Annotated in this window: 17 protein-coding genes; 10 read left to right on the forward strand and 7 right to left on the reverse strand. The window is 76.1% G+C overall.

The window, feature by feature from the left end; all coding sequences use genetic code 11:
• Positions 1 to 166: 166 nt before the first annotated feature.
• Both MW084_RS16920 and MW084_RS16925 read left to right on the forward strand, forming a co-directional pair.
• Positions 167 to 910: an amidohydrolase family protein gene (locus MW084_RS16920; RefSeq protein WP_010472026.1), complete on the forward strand. Its 744-nt coding sequence runs from the start codon at positions 167 to 169 to the stop codon at positions 908 to 910.
• Positions 910 to 1644 carry an amidohydrolase family protein gene (locus MW084_RS16925; RefSeq protein WP_010472029.1) on the forward strand — a complete coding sequence of 245 codons (735 nt, stop codon included), beginning with the start codon at positions 910 to 912 and terminating at the stop codon, positions 1642 to 1644. The genes MW084_RS16920 and MW084_RS16925 overlap by 1 nt, the downstream gene beginning before the upstream one ends.
• A 182-nt stretch (positions 1645 to 1826) precedes the next feature.
• Here MW084_RS16925 and MW084_RS16930 read toward each other — a convergent pair whose 3' ends face one another.
• The 5 genes from MW084_RS16930 to MW084_RS16955 form a co-directional block, all read right to left on the reverse strand.
• Positions 1827 to 2894 (reverse strand): trypsin-like serine peptidase, encoded by a 1068-nt coding sequence (locus tag MW084_RS16930; RefSeq protein WP_010472031.1) that lies wholly within the window; start codon positions 2892 to 2894, stop codon positions 1827 to 1829.
• A 113-nt stretch (positions 2895 to 3007) separates the two neighbouring features.
• Positions 3008 to 4165 (reverse strand): trypsin-like peptidase domain-containing protein, encoded by a 1158-nt coding sequence (locus MW084_RS16935; protein ID WP_010472033.1) that lies wholly within the window; start codon positions 4163 to 4165, stop codon positions 3008 to 3010.
• A gap of 17 nt (positions 4166 to 4182) precedes the next feature.
• Positions 4183 to 6312 (reverse strand): ATP-binding protein (locus tag MW084_RS16940; protein WP_275563661.1); only part of this gene is annotated, 2130 nt, incomplete at its 5' end.
• A 904-nt stretch (positions 6313 to 7216) separates the two neighbouring features.
• Positions 7217 to 8389, reverse strand: coding sequence for a hypothetical protein (locus MW084_RS16950; protein ID WP_010472039.1), 1173 nt, complete (start codon positions 8387 to 8389; stop codon positions 7217 to 7219).
• 309 nt (positions 8390 to 8698) lie between these two features.
• Positions 8699 to 9568 (reverse strand): DNA/RNA non-specific endonuclease, encoded by an 870-nt coding sequence (locus MW084_RS16955; protein WP_106428085.1) that lies wholly within the window; start codon positions 9566 to 9568, stop codon positions 8699 to 8701.
• Positions 9569 to 9799: 231 nt separating this feature from the next.
• Here MW084_RS16955 and MW084_RS16960 point away from each other — a divergent pair, with 231 nt between their 5' ends.
• Entirely contained in the window at positions 9800 to 10645 is an 846-nt protein-coding gene (locus tag MW084_RS16960; protein ID WP_010472043.1) for a caspase family protein, read from the forward strand.
• Positions 10646 to 11179: 534 nt separating this feature from the next.
• Here MW084_RS16960 and MW084_RS16965 read toward each other — a convergent pair.
• Positions 11180 to 11860 (reverse strand): CBS domain-containing protein, encoded by a 681-nt coding sequence (locus MW084_RS16965; protein WP_010472047.1) that lies wholly within the window; start codon positions 11858 to 11860, stop codon positions 11180 to 11182.
• Between the two features lie 420 nt (positions 11861 to 12280).
• Here MW084_RS16965 and MW084_RS16970 point away from each other — a divergent pair, with 420 nt between their 5' ends.
• From MW084_RS16970 to MW084_RS16985, 4 genes are all read left to right on the forward strand, one after another.
• Positions 12281 to 12679: a cell division protein SepF gene (locus MW084_RS16970; protein WP_010472048.1), complete on the forward strand. Its 399-nt coding sequence runs from the start codon at positions 12281 to 12283 to the stop codon at positions 12677 to 12679.
• A gap of 432 nt (positions 12680 to 13111) precedes the next feature.
• Entirely contained in the window at positions 13112 to 13480 is a 369-nt protein-coding gene (locus MW084_RS16975) for a nucleotide pyrophosphohydrolase (RefSeq protein ID WP_029553611.1), read from the forward strand.
• Between the two features lie 124 nt (positions 13481 to 13604).
• Positions 13605 to 14174: a DUF6099 family protein gene (locus tag MW084_RS16980; RefSeq protein WP_010472052.1), complete on the forward strand. Its 570-nt coding sequence runs from the start codon at positions 13605 to 13607 to the stop codon at positions 14172 to 14174.
• Positions 14175 to 14513: 339 nt separating this feature from the next.
• Positions 14514 to 15437 (forward strand): LLM class F420-dependent oxidoreductase, encoded by a 924-nt coding sequence (locus MW084_RS16985; protein ID WP_010472054.1) that lies wholly within the window; start codon positions 14514 to 14516, stop codon positions 15435 to 15437.
• Positions 15438 to 15704: 267 nt separating this feature from the next.
• On the opposite strand, the gene MW084_RS16990 is transcribed toward MW084_RS16985, so the two are convergent.
• Entirely contained in the window at positions 15705 to 16367 is a 663-nt protein-coding gene (locus MW084_RS16990) for a hypothetical protein (RefSeq protein WP_255114152.1), read from the reverse strand.
• 535 nt (positions 16368 to 16902) lie between these two features.
• Here MW084_RS16990 and MW084_RS16995 point away from each other — a divergent pair.
• From MW084_RS16995 to MW084_RS17005, 3 genes are all read left to right on the forward strand, one after another.
• Entirely contained in the window at positions 16903 to 17628 is a 726-nt protein-coding gene (locus MW084_RS16995) for a Crp/Fnr family transcriptional regulator (protein WP_010475407.1), read from the forward strand.
• An 87-nt stretch (positions 17629 to 17715) separates the two neighbouring features.
• Positions 17716 to 18531 carry a nucleotidyl cyclase domain-containing protein gene (locus MW084_RS17000; protein WP_010475408.1) on the forward strand — a complete coding sequence of 272 codons (816 nt, stop codon included), beginning with the start codon at positions 17716 to 17718 and terminating at the stop codon, positions 18529 to 18531.
• The gene (locus MW084_RS17005) at positions 18528 to 20855 is read left to right on the forward strand and encodes an nSTAND3 domain-containing NTPase (protein WP_010475409.1); all 2328 of its coding nucleotides are present in this window, start codon (positions 18528 to 18530) and stop codon (positions 20853 to 20855) included. Before MW084_RS17000 ends, MW084_RS17005 begins: the two co-directional genes overlap by 4 nt.
• The last annotated feature ends 19 nt before the right edge of the window (positions 20856 to 20874 follow it).

Genomic DNA, 20874 nt, shown 5'->3' on the forward strand with positions numbered 1-20874 from the left:
CCCNCCGGNCCGCGGCCGTCCCCCTTCCGGGCCGGCCCCCCCGTGCGGGCCCGCGCCCGGCGCGCGGTCCGGCGCGAGGTCCGGCCGTGGCCCCGCCTCGTTGACGCCGCCCCCTCGCCGTCCTAGTTTCGGGCCCGGTCACGACCGGTCGACGGAAGGAGGCGGCGTGATCGGGTACGACTGGCTGCGGCCCACGGCGGAGGAGCACGTCGGGTGGGACGTCGACGTGCTGTACGGCCCCTGGCCCCGGCACCACCGCGACACCACCCTGGCCGAGGTGCGGGCCCGCCTCGCCGCCTCACCCGTCGCCGGGGCGCTGGCGCTGTCCACGCGCGGCGCCCTCTTCGACGACGCGGGCGGCAACGCCGAGACGCTCCGGGACCTCGCCGACTGCCCCGAGCTGTGCCCCGTGGGCACCGTCGACCTGCGCGACGCCCTCACCGCCGAGGCCCGCCTGGAGGGACTCGCCGCCGCGGGCGTCCGGTTCCTCCGCCTGTTCACCGTCGAGCAGGGCGCCGAACCGGACTTCCCCGGCTACCGCAGGACCGTCCGGCTGGCCGTCGAGCGCGGCATGGTCCTCCTCCACGACGGCGACCCGCGCCGCTTCGGCCCGCCGCTCACCGGCCTGGGCGCCGACGTGGTGTTCCTCGACCTCCACGCGTACGTCCTCGCCGACTTCCTCCTCCTCGCCCGCGACGAACCCGGCTTCCGCGCCACCACCCGGATGCTCTCCGGACCCGACTCGCTGGAGCGGGTGGTGGAGTCCGTCGGCGCCCGCCACCTCGTCTTCGGGTCGCGCACGCCCTTCATGGACCTCTCGCCCCAGACGCTGAAACTGCGGTACGCCGACATCTCCGCGGACGACCGCGCCGCGATCGCCACGAAGAACGTCGAGGAGCTGCTGGCCTGATGCCGATCATCGACGTGCACGCCCACGTGGGCCACTGGCCGTTCCACCTGACGTCCGGCGACGCCGACGCCAACCTCCGCCAGATGGACCGCTACGGCATCGACCTGCAGATCGTCTCCGCCGCCGAGGCCGTCGTGTTCGACGCGGTCGCGGGCAACGCCGCCCTCCACAAGGCCCTCGCGACCCGGCCCCGCCTCCTCGGCTACGCCGTCGTCAACCCCAACCGCATCGAGGAGAGCGCCGCCGACCTGCGGCGCTGCCTCGACACCGGGCGGTTCGTCGGGGCGAAGATCCACACCACCTACCCGGGCCGCCTGCCCGGCTCGCCCGAGATGGCCGCCGCCTTCGACGTGGTCGCCGAGGCGGGCGTACCGCTCCTGCTGCACACCTGGGGCACCGAGGTCACCCTGCTGCCCGAACTCGTCGAGGCCCGCCCCGGGCTGCGGGTCGTCCTGGGCCACGCGGGCGGCGACGCCTGGCGCGAGGCGGCGCACGCCGCCGCCGCCTGCGACCGGCTGTACCTGGAGCACTGCCGGACCGTCGCCGACGCGGGGCGCGTCGCGTACGCCCGCGAGGCCGGGGTGCCCGTCGAGCGCCTCCTGTTCGGGACGGACGCCACCCTCGTCGACCCGTGCGTCTCGCTCGGCGTCGTCCGCGACGCGCACTTCACCGGCGACGAGCTGGAGCAGGTGCTGTGGCGCAACGCCGCCCGCCTCTTCGGCCTGGACCTCTGACGCGGCCCGGGCCTCCGGCGCGGCCCGGGCCTCCGGGCCGGCCCGGCCTCCGGGCCGGGCGGCGCCCCACTCCGCCACTCCGCCACTCCGCCACTCCGCCACTCCGCCACTCCGCCACCCCGCCGCCCGGCCCATGCGGAAGACTACCTCNCNGCGAGGGTCCGGGCCCCGGCGCCCCGCCCTCAGACGAAGTTCAGCCCCGCGCGTCGTACCAGCGGGTCCTCCAGCATCGTCCACAGCGGCACCGCGTAGTTGCCGAAGCCGTACCGCCCGCCGAAGTGGAGGCCCAGGACCCGGTGGTCGCCCAGGCCGAGGACGGGGGAGCCGCTGTTGCCGCCGAGCGTCGAGCAGTCGTGCGTCAGCACGTTCCGCTCCGGCAGCAGCCCGCCGGCCGTGCCCGGCTGGAGGCGCTTGACGTTGTAGACATCCATGAAGATCCGGCGCATCGCCTCGGGTTCGTTGCGCCGCCCGTCCCACGCCGGGTGCCCCACCACGTACACCGGCAGGCCCGGCAGGGCGGCGGGGGCGTCCGCCGCCACGGCCAGCGGCGACGGCAGCTCCCGCCCGCCCGGCGCGGGGGCGACCCGCAGCAGCGCCATGTCCGCCTCCCGGTGGACGCCGAGGACCTCCACCACCTCGTACGCCGGCCCGGCGACGCCCGGTGGCGCGCCGAACTCGCGGGTCAGGTCCAGCGCCGCGCCGAGCCCCGGCCGGAACGCCCACCGCCCCGGGGCGTCGTCCCCGGCGAACTCCAGCGCGACGTGGCGGTTGGTCATCACCACGTCCGCGCCGACCAGGAACGCCGTGCCCACCCAGTCGAGGCTGACGTGCCCGGACACCTCGACCCGCCCCACCCGCGCCAGGGTCTCCCGGATCGCGGCCCGCTGGCCGTCCAGCACCGTCCAGTCGCCCTCCTGCGGGGGGAAGTCGCCGTTCTGCACGAGGATCGCGGGGCGGCCCTCCAGCAGGACGATCGCCTCCATCCCGAACGACTCGTCGTCACCGACCTCGTCGTCGCGGCCCTCCGCCAGCTTCTCCAGCCCGCGCGCCCCCGCCTCCAGCACCCGGGCCCGCTCCTGCGCGGCGAACCGGCCGATCTCCTCGCCGGGGGCCTGGTCGGCGGGCGGTTCGTGCACCGACTCCGGCACCTCCCGCGCCAGTTGCTCCCGCACCCGGTCGGCGACGGCCCGCAGGTCGGCGAAGACCTCCTGGGGGCCGGCCGCGACCGGTGACCTGTTCCTGCCGTCCATGTGCTCCTCCTCTCCGGGACCCCCAGAGGGTTCCCAGGGGGCCCCGAGGGGGCCTGTCGGGGACTCCTCTCGGGGACTCCCGGAAGCCCCTTCGGGGAAGCCCCCGGGGGTTCTCAGGGGCGCGGTCCGGCCGTGACGCGCTGGGCCGCCTCGATCTCGGCGTGGACCTGCGGGGCGTGCGCGGCCAGGTGGGCCATGACGGCGGTGAACTGCGTACCGACGTTCACGAACGCCGTCCCGCGGCCCTGGAACGACACGTTCTCCACGCGCCGCGTGCCCCGGTGCAGCGCCACCACGAGCCAGTCGTCCGTCAGGACCGGCGACCCCGACGAACCGCCGCGGGTGTCGGTGAAGTACCGCAGGTCCCGCTCGTCCGCCTCGAACACCAGGTTGTTGCGGAGCGCGACCCGCTTGGGGGCGCCGCCGGGGTGCTGGATGATGTTGACGGCCACCACGTCGCCCGCCGCGACCCGCAGCGTCCGCCCGGCCAGCGGCAGCACCGGCCGGGCGGAGGGCTCCGCGAGCCGCAGCACGGCGTAGTCCAGCTCCGCGTCGGCGGCGGCCAGCTCCCGCACGGCGGCCTCCTCGCTCCCCGTGTCGTCGCTCTCGTAGTCGAAGCGGACCCGCGCGCCGCGCGCCTGGAGCAGCAGGTCCTCCGGGCCGGCCGTGGGGCGCCTGCCGCCCGATCCGGTACGGGCGTTGACGACGTGGTGGTTGGTGACGAGCAGGTCCGGGGTGACCAGCCAGGCGGTGCCCGAGTGGGGGAAGCCGTTCGGCTGGAGCGGCCGGCCGCCCTCGTACGGCGGCACCTTGATCCGCGCGACCGCCGCGCCCGCCGCGTCCCCGCCCCGCAGGAACCCGAACGGCACCGTGTCGTCCCGGTGGACGATCTCCTCCTTGATCTCCGGCACCGGCCGGTCGGCGAACACGTCCGGCTCGCCGCCCGCGTCCCGCGCCACGTCGTCCAGGGCCCGCTGGAGCACCGCCATCGGGGCGGCGGCCGTGGTCTGGGCGACCGCGTTGCGCAGCCAGGTCTCCAGCGGCACCGACCCGTCGACCAGCCGCTCGACCCGGTTCATCTCCACCAGGTCCGACTGCACCTGCAACCCGGGCGCGGCCAGCAGCGGCAGCGTCGCCCGGTACCGGGGCATGATTCCGTCGAAGAGCAGCGGCCGTACCGCCGGATCGGTCAGGCCCGCCTCCAGGGCCGCGTCCCGCACGGCCAGCACGGCCTCCCGCGTCAGATACCCCCAGGTGCCCGTTCCGTCCATTCCGCCCGTTCCGCCCGTCACGGCAGGTCACCGCCTTCCCCGTCGCCGCGCAGGGCGGCGGCCACGCCCGCCGCGATCTGCCCGCTGCCGTCGCGCAGCACCAGCAGCCGCCGCGCCAGCCCGTCCAGCGCACCCCGGTCCCGCGCCAGCCGCAGGATGCCCGTGACGTCCGCCAGCGGCGGCCCGGACGCGCCGCGGCCGCCGGCCGCCGAGCGCAGCAGGTCCATCAGCGGACGCAGCAGCGCCGGATCGGCCGCCACCGCCCGCCGCAGCCCCGCCCCCAGCGCCTCCAGCACCTCGTCGCCCTCCGGCAGCCCCACCAGCTCCAGCGCGTGGTCCAGCGCCCGCGCGTCCAGCGTGTACACCCGGGACGCCGCCGCCCGCACCAGCGACGGCTGGCCGGCCAGCTTCTCGTCCGGGACCTGCCGCAGCCGCCGCGCGAGCCGGGTGTCCGCGTCCCGGTCGGGCACGTCCGCGTCGGCCGCCAGCCGCGCCCTGGCCAGCAGCGTGCCCATCGCCTCCAGGTCCTGCCCCAGGCCGATCGCCACGTCCTCCGCGAGCCGCAGGTCCCGGTCGGCGCCGTCGGCGTCGCCGTCCTCCTCCGCGAGCCGCGCCGACAGCAGCAGCAGCTCCAGCTGCCGCTCCCCGCAGTCCGCCTCCCGCGCGGCGTCGATCGCGTCGGACAGCGTCCGCCGCGCCTCCGCCCGCCGGCCCGCCCGGTCCAGGGCCTCCGCCAGCAGCGCGTGCAGGGCGCTGCACGGCGTCCACGGGCGCCGCTCGGCCAGCCGGACCAGCGCCTCCTCGGTGAACCCCTGCGCCAGCAGGTCCTCCACCTCGCGGCCGGCGATCCGCTCCCAGTCCTCCCGGTCGGCCTCCGCCATCACCAGGTCCGACGCCCCGCCGCGCCGCCGGTGCGCGTCCAGCAGCGCCGCCGCCCGGGGGCCCACCTCGTCCTGCGCCCCCTCCAGCAGCCGCTCCACACCGGGCAGCCACCGCTCCTCCACGGTGCGCGGGTCCTCGCCCCGCCGCAGCCGGTGGTAGATCTCCTCGGCCCGCGCCTCCAGGCCCTCCCGTGCCGCGTAGTACGCCACGGCCCTGCGCTCCACCTCCCGCGTCGGCGACTCCGGATCGCTCCCGGCCAGCCGCAGCATGATCGCCCGGACGTCCGCCCGCACCCGTACCGCCTGCGGGCCCCGGGGCTCGACCAGGTCCAGCCGTGACAGCGTCCCGAACAGCCGCCGCGCCTCCTCCGGCCCCGCCACGGCCACCCCGCACGGTTCGGCCAGCACCTCCCGGATGACGTCCGGCGTGATCAGCCGCAGCACCAGTCCGGCACGGGCCAGGCGCCGCACGTCCGGGTCGGGGACGTGCTGGAGGATCCGCTCGTACAGGACGCCCTGCACAAGCAGCTGGTCGACGCGGCGAAAGAAGTCCCGGCGCCGCGCCGGGAGGCTGCCGACCAGCTCCGCCACGCCCTTGGCGTCCGACCCGGCCAGCGCCGCCGCCCGCGCCGCGAGCCGCAGGCTCAGCGGATGCCCGCCGACCCGTTCGGCCAGCACCCGCGCCAGCTCCGGGTCCCGCACCCCGCACGCCCCGAGCAGCCGCACGGACGCCTCGGGGTCCAGGTCGCACAGCTCGATCTCCACCGGCAGCGACCCGGCCCCCGGGTGCCCGACCGGCGACCGCCCCGACACGACGGCCCGCACCCGCGGGTACGCCTCCGCCAGCGCCAGGAACACCGCCCACATTCGGCCCAGCGCCGGCGAACCCCGGTACTGGGCCTCCTCGAACGAGTCGATGACCGTCACGAACGGCACGTCGCCCGGCACCGCCCGCCGCAGCACCTCGCCGACCCGCCGGAACAGCGCGCTCTCCCGTTCGCTCGCCCCCGCCAGGAACTGCCGCGACGTCCGCCGCCCGAGCCCCGCCCGGGTGGTCGCCAGCCGGTTGAACTCGGCGACCCGCTCCTCCTCCGCCCGCTGCACGCGCGCCTCCTCCTGGCACGCGGCGGCCAGCGCGTCCAGTTCGGCGCGGAACGCCGGGTACTGGACGCCCAGTTGGCGGGCCGCCTCCGCGATCAGCGTCACCGGCTCGTGCACCGACAGGGTGGGCCGCTCGAAGTCGATGTACGCGAAGGGGAACGGGAANCCCCGCCGGCCCCNGCCCNGTCTCTCCGCTCCGGGCCGCTTCTCCGCCTCGTCCTGCTCCTCCGCCCCATACCGCTTCTCCGCCCGGTCCTGCCCCTCGGCCTCGTCCCGCTTCTCCGCCCCGTCCCGCCCTTCCCGCAGGGCGTCCAGCAGGAAGTTGCCCAGGAGCGTGCTCTTGCCCATGCCGCCGGGCCCGTGCACCACGAGCACCGTCAGCCGCGCCGGCGCGGCCGGGTCCGCGCCGGCCGCGTCCCCCGGTGCATGGACGAAGTCGCGCAGCCTGGCCAGCTCGGCCTCCCGGCCCACGAACGACGGCACCCGCGCCAGGCGCTCCAGCGGCTGGAGCAGCCGGGCCGTCTCCAGTTCCTCCTGTACGGAGCGGGCGTCCGGCAGCCCCGTCACGCCCGGCACCAGCGACAGCCACAGCACGGCCTGGAGCACGTCGGACAGCTCGTCCGGCCCCGCCCCGGCCGTTTCGGGCGCACGTCCCCGCAGCACCGCGAGGCACACCCGCTCGGGGCCCGGCCCCTCGGGCGCCGCGTCGAGGTTGGCCTCCAGGGAGCGCAGCGCCTCCCCGGGGCCCGGCAGGGCGCGCAGCGTCTCCTCGCGCACCTCGGGTTTCAGCGTCCACTCCGTGCGGTCCGCCATGCCGGTCGCCGCGCAGTCCGCGGCCAGCTCCATCACGGCCCGCCCCGTCGGCTCGGCTTCCCCCGGCAGCCGCAGCCGGTGCGGGTCGAACGAGGTGAGCAGGCAGGCCGCGCGCCGGTAGCCGCTCCGGGCGTCCGGCACCGCACAGGGCGGCCCGGCGGCGGGGCGCAGCTCCTGCCGCAGCCGGGCCCGGAACCGCTCGCGCAGCGCCTCGGGGCCGAGCGCCCCGGCTTCGGGGGTCCCGGCTCCGGGGGTGTCACGGAAGGGCGCGGTAGACACGGACCGCCTCCTCCACCGCGGTGCCCAGCCGCCGCATGTAGCTCTCCCCGTCCGTGCCGCCCGCGCCGCCGACGCCCTCCGGGCCGCCCGCGTCCGTGCCGCCGACGGCCGCGAAGACCCCCTCCACGGCGTCGTCGACCAGCCCGGCGAGCGCCTCCTCCCGCTCCCCGGCCGCCAGCGCGGCCAGCGAGGGGGGCGGCTGCTCGTGGACGTACCGGTCGAAGAAGGCCCGCACCTCGTCCGGCCCGGCGGTCCGCGCCCGGTCCCGGCACAGGCTGTGCCGCAGCTCGTACGGCAGCTGCCGCATCGCCTCCCCGTAGCCGAGGAGCACCAGGCGCGGCGCGCGGGCGCGGCGCACGGGCTCGTACTCGTAGATGGCGAGGGCGAGCTGGCCGATCAGGTCCCACACGTCGGAGCCCGGGTCGAGCCGGTCGCAGTCGTCCAGCACGAACCAGAACAGGCCCTCCGAGCCGGTCGCCTGGACGACCACCCAGTGCACCACCTCGTCGAGCGCCGGCAGCGGATCGTCGAAGTCCGTCGCCACGGGCGGCACGACCCCCGCGCCCGGGTCGGACACGAACGACGCGAGGCGCCGCACGACCTTGGTGGCCGTCGCGGCCGGACCCAGCAGGACCCGCGCCGGGCGGAAGTCGCGGTGCTGGGCGAGGTGCCGGATGAAGGCGTACGTGTACGAGCGGCCGCTGCAGGGTTCGCCGTCGACGAGCAGCACCGACTTCTGGTCGTCCGCCACGAACTCGCGCAGCGTCTCGCGCAGGTCCTCCCGGTCGAGGAACACCTCCGTGCCGCCGCGCAGCAGGCACGTGCGGAACACGTCCTGCGAGGCGTGCTCCTCGGCGTCCCGCTCCAGCCGGGCCAGGTACTCCTCGGCGTCCCTGACGTACGGCAGGGTGCGCAGCCGGTCCTCGAGGACCAGAGCCTGGAGCAACCGCACCTGCCCGCCGATGCTCCCGCGCGACGCCTGGACGAGCACGCGCGCGTTGTGGGAGCTGACGGCGGTCAGCGGGAGGCCGCCGATGAACTCGGGGGCGAAGCCGGCGTGCCGCAGCTGGGTGTGGGGGTCGACGGAGTCCAGCAGGTACTCCCGCACCCACTCGGTGACCTTGTCCCACTCGGGAGTCTCCAACGGCATTCGGCACCTGCCCGGTCGTCGCCGCGCGGTCGCCCTCCCGGTCGTTCCGAACCCCCCTTCGGCCCTCTTCCGCCATGGTCACACCGGGTGCGTGCCGGTGCAATCCGGTCACGCGGCCGGCCGGACGCCCGCCGTGCGGGCTCCCGCACCGGCCGGTGCGAAGGGTGCTCGCCCGCCGCACGGGGGTGCCCGCCGGCGCCGCGGCGGCCGGGCTCGCGCCCGCGACCGGCGTTCCGAACGGGGGGCCGCGGGACCGGGTCCGGCGGGACCGGGTGCCGCAGGACTGCGTTCCGGGCCGGGCGCCGCCGGTCAGAGGGCCAGGAGGGTCTCGTCGGGCGCTTCCAGGCGCCGCCACCGGGACTCCGGGGCGCGTGTCGGCGGCATCAGGTCGGCGGCCGGCAGCGGCCCCAGGTCCAGGCCGGTCAGCAGTCCCACGTCCGCCACCGGCACCTGGTACGTGCGGAACGCGCCCAGCGGCGGCGGCGCGCCCGGCACCGCCCCGGCGAGCGCCCGGTCGGCGTCCCGCGTCAGGTCGGGGCTCTGGTCGAGGACGTACGCCGTCGCCGCGAGCGCCCCGCCGTGGAGGAACGCGGCGACCTTCCAGAACCGCAGCGGCACCTGCACGCCCCGGTACGGCGGGTCGGCGTCGTGCAGGACGGGACCGGTGAGCACCGTCAGCCGGCGGTCGTAGCGGGCGGCGTGGTCCAGCAGGTGGTTCTCCAGGCCCTGCCAGACCTGCTTGCCCTGGTTGAACACGTCGGCCTGCGGGGCGGCGTTGGTGTAGTGGAACGTGTCGCCGTCCGCCCGCACCGCCACCGCCGCCGCGCCCCACACCGGGTCGAGGCGGCGCACCAGGTGGCCCCGGTCCAGGGAGTTGTTCCGGTACACCTCGGGCCCGGCCTGCCACTCCTCCGGCACGCGCGGGTCGTACCGCCAGTCGTCGGTGCGCGGCACGTCCTCGACCAGGTGCCCGCCGTCGACGCACACGGCGGTGGCCGCCGCGAGCCGCCGGTCGGGCCGCAGCACCACGCTGAAGTGCGTGTACGGCAGGACGACCGTCTCGACGCGGGGCGCGGTGAGACGCGGCAGCGGCACGACGGGGCCGAGGAAGCCCTCGTCGTAGCCGTCGCGGTCGGCCAGGGATCCTCCCGGCCTCTCCGAATCATCAGAAGAGATCACGATATGCCCGATACCGTGCGGCGGGGGTCTCCCCACGGCGCGGCGGCCCGCGCCACCCCATCAGCGCAGGAGCCGGTGGTGCGCGGGCCCCGCCCGGGGGCGGGCCGGGACCCGGTGGACGGGCCCGTTCAGGCGGATCTCCCCGCCCGGCCGCCCGCCCGCGGTTCGCCGGAGTGCCACGCGCGGAAGGAATGGGCCGACCGCCCCCGCAGCCGCCCCCCAGGAGGACCCATGGGTGCCACCGGCCTCTCCCTGCACATCGGACTCAACACGGTCGATCCCGCCCGCTACGACGGCTGGGACGGCCGCCTCGTCGCCTGCGAGAACGACGCCCGCGACATGGCCGCCCTGGCCCGCGACGCCGGTTACGCCGACACCGTCCTGCTCACCGGCGAGGCCACCGTCGAAGGCGTCACCGCCGCCCTGCGCGAGGCGGCGGGCCGCCTCCGCGAGGGGGACGCCTTCCTGCTGACGTACTCCGGGCACGGCGGCCAGGTCCCGGACGAGACCGCCGGCGACGACGAGCCGGACGCCCTCGACGAGACGCTCGTGCTGTACGACAGGCAGTACCTCGACGACGAGCTGAACCGCGAGCTCGCCCGCTTCGCCGACGGCGTGCGCACCCTGGTCCTGCTCGACTGCTGCCACAGCGGCAGCGGCATCGAGGTGCGCGACCTGCTCACGCCGGAGGCGCTGCGCGACCAGTTCGGCACGGCGGACCGCGACGAGGTCGAGGAGGTGTCCCGCCTCATGCCCGTCGCCCGGCAGGGCACCCTCTACCAGCGCGACAAGGAGTTCTTCCGCGGGCTCCAGCAGGAGCTGCGCGCACCGGGGCGCCCCGCGGACGCGCTGCTGATCTCCGCCTGCCAGGACAACCAGGTCGCCGCGGACGGCCCGGTGAACGGCAGGTTCACCGGGACGCTGCTGGAGGTCTGGGACAGGGGGGCCTACCGCGGCGGACACCGGGCCTTCCACCGCGCCATCGTCCGCCGCATGCCCGCCAGCCAGAGCCCCAACTTCCACCTGTCCGGCCGGCCGGCCGAGTCGTTCCTCGCGCAGCGCCCCTTCACCGTCTGATCCGCCCGGACGTGCCGGACCCGGCGGACCCGGCGGACCCGGCGGACCCGCGGTCGTACCGGACGCGCCGGGCGCATGTGGCTCACCGCCCGTGCCGGGCCCGCCGTCGTACCGGACGCGCCGGGCGCGCCGGGCTCACCCGAACAGGGAAGGGACCCGGATCGTCCGTACGGGCCGGTCCCGCCACAGCGCCTCCCGGGCGGGCCGGTTCCCCCGGGCGGCCGACGCCCCCCGCGAGGTCCCGTGCGCCGGCAGCCGCGCCCCGGGGGCGCCCCGTCCGCCGCCGTCCCGGCCCCGTCCGTCACCGTCCTGGCCCCGTCCGCCGCCGTCCTGGCCCCGTCCGCCCGGCCCCGGAGCGCCGACGGCCCCGCCGCGCCCGCGGTCCCGGTCGCGATCCGGCTCGCGCCCGCGGTTCCGGTCACGGCCCCGCTCGGCCTCGTTCGCCATCACGCCACCTCCTTCGCCCCCGCCCTGTCACCCCACCGCCACATCCGTCGCCCCGCCGCCCCGTCCGTCGCCCCGCCGCGTCCCGCCTCACGGCACCGGGGACACCCGGCCGTCCCGCCGGGGCGGCAGGCCGGGCATCACCGGGTACGGGTACGGCGGCCGCGCGCCCGCGCCGGCCAGGGCCTCGGGACGGCGTCCGACCAGCGCCGACACCACGTCGGCGGCCGTGAGCAGCCCGGCCAGCGTCCCGTCGCCGCCGACGGCCGGCAGCGCGTCGCAGCCGTTCGCGTCCATCACCGCCAGCGCCCGGCCCACCGTGTCCTCCTCGTTCACCACCACGCACCTGTGGGAGCGGGCCAGCTCGCGTGCGTAGCGCCGGGACAGCGACACGGCGGGCGCCGCGCAGGCGACCGCGACCTCGGCCCGGTCCAGCAGCCCGGCGCAGCGCCCGTCCGGCAGGACCACGGGCAGGTACCCCGCCCCCGACCGCTCCAGCAGCTCCCACGCGGCGAGCACCGTCTCCCCGGCCGCGACGGTCACCAGCGACGTCCGCATCACGTCCCGGACGGCCCGTTCCAGGACCGGTACGCCCTGCGGGACCGGTACGTCCTGCGGGACCGGTGCGTCCTGCGGGACCGGTGCGTCCTGCGAGACTGGTACGCCCTGCGGGACCGGTACGCCTTGCGGAGCCGGGTCGCTCCCGGCGGCCCGCCCCTCCTCCCGGACGGAGTCCCGCGGAACGCCCCGAACCGGAGTGTGCTGCCCCATGACGGCCTCCCGGACACGGTCTCGGTGCCGGCGGTCGCTTCCACGACCCTCTCCCTCCACTGTGGGCCCTGCGGCGGCCCGCGCAAAGGGCGGAGCCCCCCTCGTACGGCCCGGTGGCCGCCCCGCGTCCGCGACGGGGGAGGACGGCGCGGGAACCGGGGTACGACCGGTTCCCTCCCCGCCGCGCCTTCCCCGCCGCACCCCTAGGGCGGTATCTTCGCGTCCCGCCCCCTCGCGTCCCGTTCCGCCCCGTCCCATCTCCCGCCCTGTCCGCGCCGCGGGCGGGAGGCGGGCGGCGGGCCGCGCGGAACCGCCGCCCGGCACCCGCCGATCCCTTCGCGGGGCCCGGCAGGGAGGACCGGTGCGATACGAACCGTGTCGGAGTTGGGCCGAACGGGTGAGGGGCGCCAGGATGGACGCATGAGTAGGTACGAGAGCTACGACGCCACCGACGAGCAGTGGGAGGGCCTGGCGCAGGTGGTCCCGCTGCGGGGGCGCGACGAGTGGCCGTCCCGGGCCGACCACCGGACGATGCCCCAGGACCCCGGCGCCGGAGCGCAGCGCCGCATGGTGGTCCTGCGGGTGCAGGTCTTCGCGGACGCGCGGGAGGTCGCCGAGCACCTCGTCGCCCAGGTTCCCGTCCTGCTGGACCTGACGAGCGCCGACACCGAGGTGGCCAAGCGCGTCCTGGACTTCAGCAGCGGGGTCGTCTTCGGCCTCGGCAGCTCCATGCACCGGGTCGACCGGAACGTCTTCCTCCTCACGCCCGCCGGCACGGAGGTCGAGGGTACGGCGGCGGCCGCCGTACCGCACGCCTGACGGTCCCGCGACGGAGCGGTGGTGACGGGACGGCGTCGGCGCGACGGCACCGGCGGGGCGCGCCGGCGGGGTGACACCGGCGAGATGACACTGGCGGGATGACATTGGCGGGGCGGCGGTGACGGGGCGGTGGTGACGGGGCGGAACGGGCGTGCGGCCGGCCTCGGCGGGCCCCGACGGCCGACGAGCCCCGGAGGCCGGGGGCCGCAGTCGGCCGCCCGCGGTGGACGGACCTCCCGGGCCCCGTGAAGGACGGACCGCGCGGGCCCCGTGCGGATGGGTCGTGGACGAGGACCGCGGCATCCCCGCGCACCCCGTCGGCCACTCGCCGTCCCCCCACCCGCACACCACGGGGCCGGGACCGGGGGCGGTGCCCGGTCCGGACGGGGGTGAGGGGCAGGTGGCCGGGGCGGCGGTGATAGACCTGTCACCGTGACAGAACCGGACGTGCAGGGACTGCAGCGCAGGCTGGCCGAGTTCGCCGCTTCGCGCGCCTGGCAGCCGTACCACACCCCGAAGAACCTGGCGGCGGCGCTCAGCGTCGAGGCGGCCGAACTGCTGGAGATCTTCCAGTGGCTGACCCCGGAAGAGGCCGACCGGGTGATGGACGACCCGGAGACGGCGCACCGCGTGGCCGACGAGGTGGCGGACGTGCTCGCCTACCTCCTCCAGTTCTGCGGGGCGGTGGGGGTCGACCCGCTGGAGGCGCTCTCCGCGAAGATCGACCGGAACGAGCGGCGCTTCCCCGTGGGGCGGCCACCGGGGCGCTCCGCACGACACGATCGTCACTCTTCGGAGTGACGGAGTTGTCCACACCGAGCTTCCTGTCCACAGATTTCCGAATTCCTCTGGCGCTTCGGCTCGAACAGCCTCACTCTGGGTAGTGAATTCGCAGTGGAGAGTCGTATGAACGGGGGCGGCGGACATGGACGCGGAACGGCTCATCTCCCTCAGTCGGAACGATCTCGCCGAGAGCCGGGCGGTGCCCGACATCATGGCGTCCGCCTGGCAGGCGCAGTGTCTCGCCCAGGCGATCGGGGACCATCTGGCCCTGCTCGGGCCGAGGGAACTGAGAGGCGAGGCGCGCGGGCTCGGTGAGATCGGCGGCCGAGGGGGCGCGACCCCGGGACATCCGGTGCCGCGGACGGGGGCGGCGGCGTCGAGGCTGTCCGAAGTCCTCGATCCCCGCGGCACGTTGACGGCGCTCGGGGCGCTGCTCGGGGAGGTGGGCATGGCCCTCGTCGGTGTCGCCTGCACCACGGACGAGGAGGGCCTGTACTGGCAGTGCGTCGAGGCGATCGACGCGGCCGACGAAGCCGGTGACCGGGTGCGCGCCATGCTGCGCCGGATGGCGGTGCACGATCGGACCCGGCCCCCCGACCGGCCGGACGGAGAGCGGGACCGGGGCGGGGCGGCACCGGGCGGCGCACCGGAGGCACGACCGGCCGGCGCGGGAGGCGGACGCGGTCAGGCCAACCCGGGCGTCCCGAGGTGACGTTGCCGCCGGTTCCACCGGCTCCGCCGATTCCGCCGGTTCCGCCGGTTCCGCCGGTTTCGTCGGTCCGACGCACCCGGCCGTCCCGGAGGGTCCGAAGCCCTGGAAGCCCTGGAAGCCCTGGAAGCCCTGGGAGGTCCGGGAGGTCCGGGAGGTCTGGCGAAACCGGCGCGGGAGGGGATGGCGGTCGGGACACGCCGAAATGATGATCCGCCAGTTCCGGCGGACCCGGCCGAGCAGCCGTTCCGAGAGGTACCGCGCCCGCCGGGTGGGCTCGGGAGCGCCGGGCGCCGCCCGTCGCGGCCCGGCGGAGGGCGCCCGCCGGTGCAGGATGGGCACATGGATCTGCGCATCTTCACCGAACCGCAGCAGGGCGCCGACTACGAGACCCTGCTCACCGTCGCCAAGGCCACCGAGGACCTCGGGTTCGACGCCTTCTTCCGGTCCGACCACTACCTGCACATGGGGTCCGTGACCGGTCTGCCCGGCCCGACGGACGCCTGGATCACCCTGGCGGGCCTGGCTCGCGAGACCCGGCGCATCCGCCTCGGCACCCTGATGACGGCCGCGACGTTCCGGCTCCCCGGAGTGCTCGCGATCCAGGTGGCCCAGGTCGACCGGATGTCCGGCGGCCGGGTCGAACTGGGTCTGGGCGCCGGCTGGTACGAGGCGGAGCACACGGCGTACGGCATTCCGTTCCCCAAGGAGAAGTTCGGCCGCCTGGAGGAGCAACTCGCCATCGTCACCGGCCTGTGGGGCACGGAGACGGGCAAGACCTTCAGCTACGAGGGGAGGCACTACCGGCTGACCGACTCCCCGGCGCTGCCCAAGCCGGCACAGCCCAGGGTGCCGATCCTGATCGGCGGCCTCGGCGCGACCCGCACGCCGCGCCTGGCGGCCCGGTACGCCGACGAGTTCAACATCCCGTTCGCCTCCCTCGCGGACACCGAGCGCCAGTTCGGCCGGGTCCGCGCGGCCGCCGAGGAGGCCGGGCGGGACGCCAACGACCTGGTGTACTCCAACGCCCTGGTGGTGTGCGTCGGCAAGGACGACGCGGAGGTGGCCCGCCGGGCGGCGGCCATCGGCCGGGACGTGGACGAGCTGAAGGAGAACGGCCTGGCGGGTTCGCCCGCCGAGGTCGTCGACAAGATCGGCCGGTACGCGGAGCTGGGCAGCTCCCGCGTGTACCTCCAGATCCTCGACCTCCACGACCTGGACCACCTGGAACTGATCTCCTCCCGGGTCCAGACCCAGCTCGGCTGACCGGCGTTGGACCACCCGTGAGTGCGGACGGTCGGACACGGACGGAAACCGTACGAGCCGGTCCGTCCGCACCCGGGGCGGAGGCGTGCATCGTGACCCCGGAGCCACGGTGAGGGCTGAGGGCGGTGACGCCCGATCCCGTGGAGGCGCCACGGGACCTCGTCGGCGGGCAGTCAGTCGCACCGGTTCGAGGGCCGCGCAGCGTCCGCACAGGGCGTGTGGCGATCTCGGTCCGGAGATCCTCGATCGCCTGTGGCCGGGAAAACGTCACAGGTTGTCGTTCAGCCAGCCACCCGCCGCATTGCCCATGGCCTGAAAGATCAGGTTCTCGACCATGCCCGGCTGCTCGCCGGTGCTGCCGATCGAGCGGTCCGGTATGGGAACGGGCTTCGCGAGCCATACGGGCTCACCCGCCTCCGTGGCGATCGCGACGGTGTGGCGCAGATCGCCGCAGACCAGAAGGAGCCCCAGGCCGTCCGTCATGGCCCGCCACGCACCCTCGGGAACGTACCCCTGGAAGGCACGCGCCACCTGGCGATCGGGGGCGAGGAGAGAGATCCGGCAGAGGTACGTGCCGGAGAGCCACTCGTCCCCCTCGACCCGGCACGGCCACACCTGCCACGGTGCCCGGGTGAGGACGCTCTCCGCCTGAGTCACCGGAGCTGTGATCATGCGCTTACCCGCCCGGAACAGCACGGCACAGAGCGCGGTCCAGGCTACCACCGCCAGCAGACGCGCTTCGACCGGCCAGGATCCGGTCGCATAGACCAGAACGCAGGCGAGGCCCACGAAGCCCCAACACACCAGCACTTTGGAGGACTTCGACGCGGTGGCGGCCCTCCGCCGCCACTCCTGCAGGAACCGGGCAGTCGACCGCGTGTCGATCGCCTTCCCCGGGAGCACCCGGTAGCCGTACTCCCTGGCCAGCATCGCCCCTCCGAGCGTCCGGCGGCGCTTCTCGGCGCCACTCCGCCGCGACCCTGTCCCGGCCCCGGGAGGTACCCGGACCGTCAGGGTCAATCTTCCGTACGCCCAGCCGGATTTCGACCCGCGGGAACAAGATTTTCGTAGTTCGTTCCCGCCTGGGGCGGTCAGTGACCCGTGCCGGGGCCCGGCCCGCCGATCGGGTCCAGGCCGGCGAGATGAAAGCGTCCCCCCGGCCGCGGGGCTGGCCGGTAGCGGCGGGGCCCGTACACGGTGCGGAGGACAGTGGCAAGGGGCGGCCGGGTAGCACCGGGGGCGCGGAACGGAATCGCGTGCGCCCGGTGTGCCGGTGATTTTGTTGACGGTCCTGAACCGAGCCCCATAGCGTTCGTCACCCGAAGGAGTGCCGCGACGTCAACAGGGCTTTACCCAGGGTTCCTTGGAAAGCCTCCCCCCACCGGACGGCGCCGGGCTCCCACGCGGAGCGGCCGGGTACGCGGCTGTCCGTTCGGGTGTGCGACGCGCGGTGAGGGGAACGGAAATGAGTCTTTTCGGCCAGGACCTGTCCTTCCTCGAAGCCCTCTCCGCCCAGGACCGCCGGGCCCTCCTCGCCGAAGGCGCCCCCCGTGTGTACGAGCCGGGCACCGTCATGATCCGGGAGCGGGACACCTCCGCCTACGTCCTGGCCCTGCTCTCCGGCTGGGCCGTCGTCTCCGTCGGCACCGAGCGCGGCACGCGCCTCATCCTCGCCCTGCGCGGTGCGGGCGAGGTCGTCGGCGACCTCGCCGCCGTCGACCGGGGCCCCCGCAGTGCCACCGTCACCGCGCTGGGCCGGGTCCGGGCCGTGGCCGTGTCCGGTGACCGGTTCCGCCGCTTCCTCGCCGCTCGCCCGCACGCCACCTCGCTGATCATGCAGCAGCTCAGCGCCCGGCTGCGCAGCGCCGACGTCGAACGCCGCTCCCTCGCCTCCGAGACCGTCCTCCAGCGCCTCGCGGCCCGCCTCGCCGAACTCGCCGAGCGCGCCGGGCGGCCCGGCCCGCGCGGCACGGTCCTGGAGATCCCGCTGCCCCAGCAGGACCTGGCCGCCGCCATCGGCGCGACCCGCGAGGCCGTCGCCAAGGCCCTGCGCGTGCTGCGCGAACGGGGCGTCGTCCGCACCGCCCCGCGCCGGGTCGTCGTCACCGACATGGCGGAACTCCTCCGCCTCGCCCAGGGCCGCGGACCCGGCCCGGCGGGACCCGCGGAGAAATCTCCGCCGGGTGTGTAAACGGCCACATCGCCCGCCGCGCCGCACGGCGAGGCTTGTCCCGTCACCACGAGCACCACGGCACATCACGGCACCCAGGGAGTCCGAGTGAGCAGTGCGGGAGCCATCCACCGGCTGGTCGTCTACGGGGACGCCTGCGCCTCCGGGACGCTGGGCATCGACGCGAAGAGGCGCATGCGCGCCGCCATGTACGCGTCGTTCGGCGAGGCGTACGCCGCCGTCGGCGTCGACCCCGGACACGTCCACCAGGAGGACCGGGGCGACGGCATCCTCGCCGCGCTGCGGCCCGACGTACCGCCCACCCTGATGGTCGGACGGTGGGTCGACACGCTGTACGAGAGCCTGCGCGAGCACAACGCGGGGCGCGACCCGAGGCTGCGGATGCGCGTCGGCATGAACGCCGGTCTCGTCCTCGACGACGGCGAGGGGCTCGTCGGCCGCGCCGTGGACCTCGCCTGCCGGCTGTGCGACAGCGCCGCCGCCAAGGACGTGATGGCCCGTGCCGACGACGCCGACCTGCTCGTCGTCGTCTCCGGCTGGCTGTACGACAACGTCGTCTCCGAGGGCGGCCGGTACGTCGAGCCCGGCCACTACCGGCCCGCCCGCGTCCGCGCCAAGGAGACCGACGAGACCGCCTGGTTCCACATCCCCAGGCGGTCCGCGCCGCCCCTGCCGGGGGACTCCGGCGGGCGTCCGGCCGCCGCCCGGGACCGCACGCCGGGTGCCGCACGGACCGGCGGTGGGCCGACACCGGGGGACGGCCCACCGCCCCGCACGGCCGACGCGCCCCCGTCCGGGCGGAGCTACCGGGCGGGGGGCGACCTCCAGGTGTTCGAGGGCAACACCATCCGCGGCGGTTTCACCGGCATCCGCAAGGACCGCGACGGGGGCGAGGGCGCATGACCGACCACGAGGACGTCCTCCCGCCCGACCACCGGGCCGCCGAACCCGAATCCGCGGACCGCGACCGCGACCGCGACAGAGACCGGGACCGCGACCGGGAGAGGGACCGGGACGGCGCCGACGCCGACCGCGCGCCCGAGCCCCCGCCCAACCCCTTCGACCACGCCGGCCGCAACCCGCTCGGCGGGTCCGGCGGCACCGGCGGCGCCGGCACCGCCCACGCCGCCCGCACCACCTTCGAACACGGCCGCGCCGAACGCCGCTACGACATCCGCGGCGACGGCCAGGTCTTCGAGGACAACACCTTCGTCAACCAGTTCTGGGTGGACTCCGGGCCGCCCGCCGTGCAGGGCCCCGTACCGGCCGAGACCCTGGAGCGGCTCGCCGGCGTCTACTGCGAGACCGCCGGCTACCAGCGGATGAAGCAGCTCCTGCGCTCCTGCGGACTGCTCGTCCTCACCGGCGAACCCGGCAGCGGCCGCACCGCCACCGCGCTCGCCCTCCTCTCCGAGCTGACCGACGACCGGGTCACCCGCCTCGACCCGGCCACCGCCGTCCACACGATCGCCGACGACACCCTCCAGCCCGGCCACGGCTACCTCCTGGAGCTCCCGCCCGAGGACGGCACCGGCCCCGAGTCCGGCGACGACGACCGCGCCGCGCCCGGCGCCCACCGCCGCCTCACCGAGCTCCACCTCGACCGGTTCAGCGGCCAGCTCCGCGCCAAGGAGTCGTACGGGGTGGTCCTCGTCGACGGCGGCGACCTCGCCGACCGGCTCCTCCAGGGCCGGTACGGCGCCTACTGCCCGCCCCCCTCGCCCGCCGAGGTACTCCACCGCCACCTGCGCGCCCTGCTGCGCGGCGAACCCGACGGCGCCCTCGACGAGGCCCGCGCCCTGGCCGCGCACGAGGACGTCGTGCGCGCCCTGGGCCTGGGCGAACTGCGCCCCCGCGAGGCCGCGCGGCTCGCCAAGCACCTCGCCCGCCACCAGAAGGGCGAACTCACCCGCGCCCAGCTCCTCGACGACTGCGGCGCCTTCGTCCGCGCCCAGGCCCGCGCCTGGTTCGCCGGCGCCGACCGGCCCGGCACGCTCCCCGAGGCGCTGCCCGCGCTGAACGCCGCCGCGTTCCGCATCGCCGTCGCCGTCTTCAACGGCTCCGCGTACAGCCTCACCGCCGAGGCCGCCGAACTGCTCGCCTGGGAACTCGCCGTCACCCTCGACCCCGCCCACCCCGCGGGGCGCCGCCTGTTCGGCACCCACGCCGACAACCGGCCCGTCATCGCCCGGTCCGTCGTCGAGGACGGCGAGATCGACCTGGGCGCCGCCCGCGTCCCCGCCCGCGTCGTCCGCTTCCAGGGCGACGCCCTCGCCACCGCCGTCCTGCGCGAGGTGTGGCACGGCCACCACAACGTCCGCGGCCCCCTCGCCCGCTGGCTGCGCGGCCTGTGCGACGACCCCCGCCCCGAGGTGTGGGTCCGCGCCTCCGTCGCCGCCGGCGTGCTGTGCTCCTGGGACTGGGTGTACGGCTTCGGTGAACTCGTCCGCCCCCTCGCCGCCCTCGACGGCCGCGTCCCGCGCATGGCCGCCGCCACCGCCCTCGCCGAGGCCGCCCGCGACCCGCGCGTCCAGCCGGCCGTCGCCGCGGTCCTGCGCGAATGGGCCAGGAGCGGCGACGCCGCCCTGGTCGACACCGCCGTCCTCGCCCACGGCTACGTCCTGCCCGCCGGTTCCGTCCGCTCCTCCCTCGACGCGCTCGGCGCCGTCGTGCGCGCCGGCGACGGCGCCGACGCCGACCTCCTCGCCACCGCCTCCTTCAGCGTCATGCGGCTCCTGGCCTCCGCCGACCCCGAGACCGTCACCCGGCGCCTCGGCGACTGGCTCGGCGACGGGCGGCGCGCCCTCGCCGACCTCGTCCTCCTCACCACGATCGGCACGCTCACCATGCGCACCACCCACCTCTGGGGCCTCACCGAGGTCCCGCACCTCGAACCGCACGGCGCCCGGCCGCTGCTGCTCGCCCTGCTCGGCGCCCGGCCCGGTCTGACGGCCCCGCTGGCCGCGCTCGTCCGGGCCGCCCTGAACACCCCCCGCTCCGGGGCGCCCGCCCTGGACGGCCTCGCCTCCCTGCTGCGGCGCGCCGCCCGGGACCCCGAGGCCCTGCGGCCGGTCGACGGCCTGCTGCCGCTGCTCGCCGCCACCCCCCGGGACCGCGACCGGTTGCGCGGCCTGCTCACGGGGCTCGTACGCGACCGGGACAAGCCCCTGGACAGAGCCGCGGCCGGCCGCATGTGGGACGCCGTGGCGGAAGGAGCCGAGCGATGACCCCCGGACCCGCCCGCGC

This window comes from Streptomyces sudanensis (assembly GCF_023614315.1).
In the GTDB taxonomy this organism is placed as follows: Bacteria; Actinomycetota; Actinomycetes; order Streptomycetales; family Streptomycetaceae; genus Streptomyces; species Streptomyces sudanensis.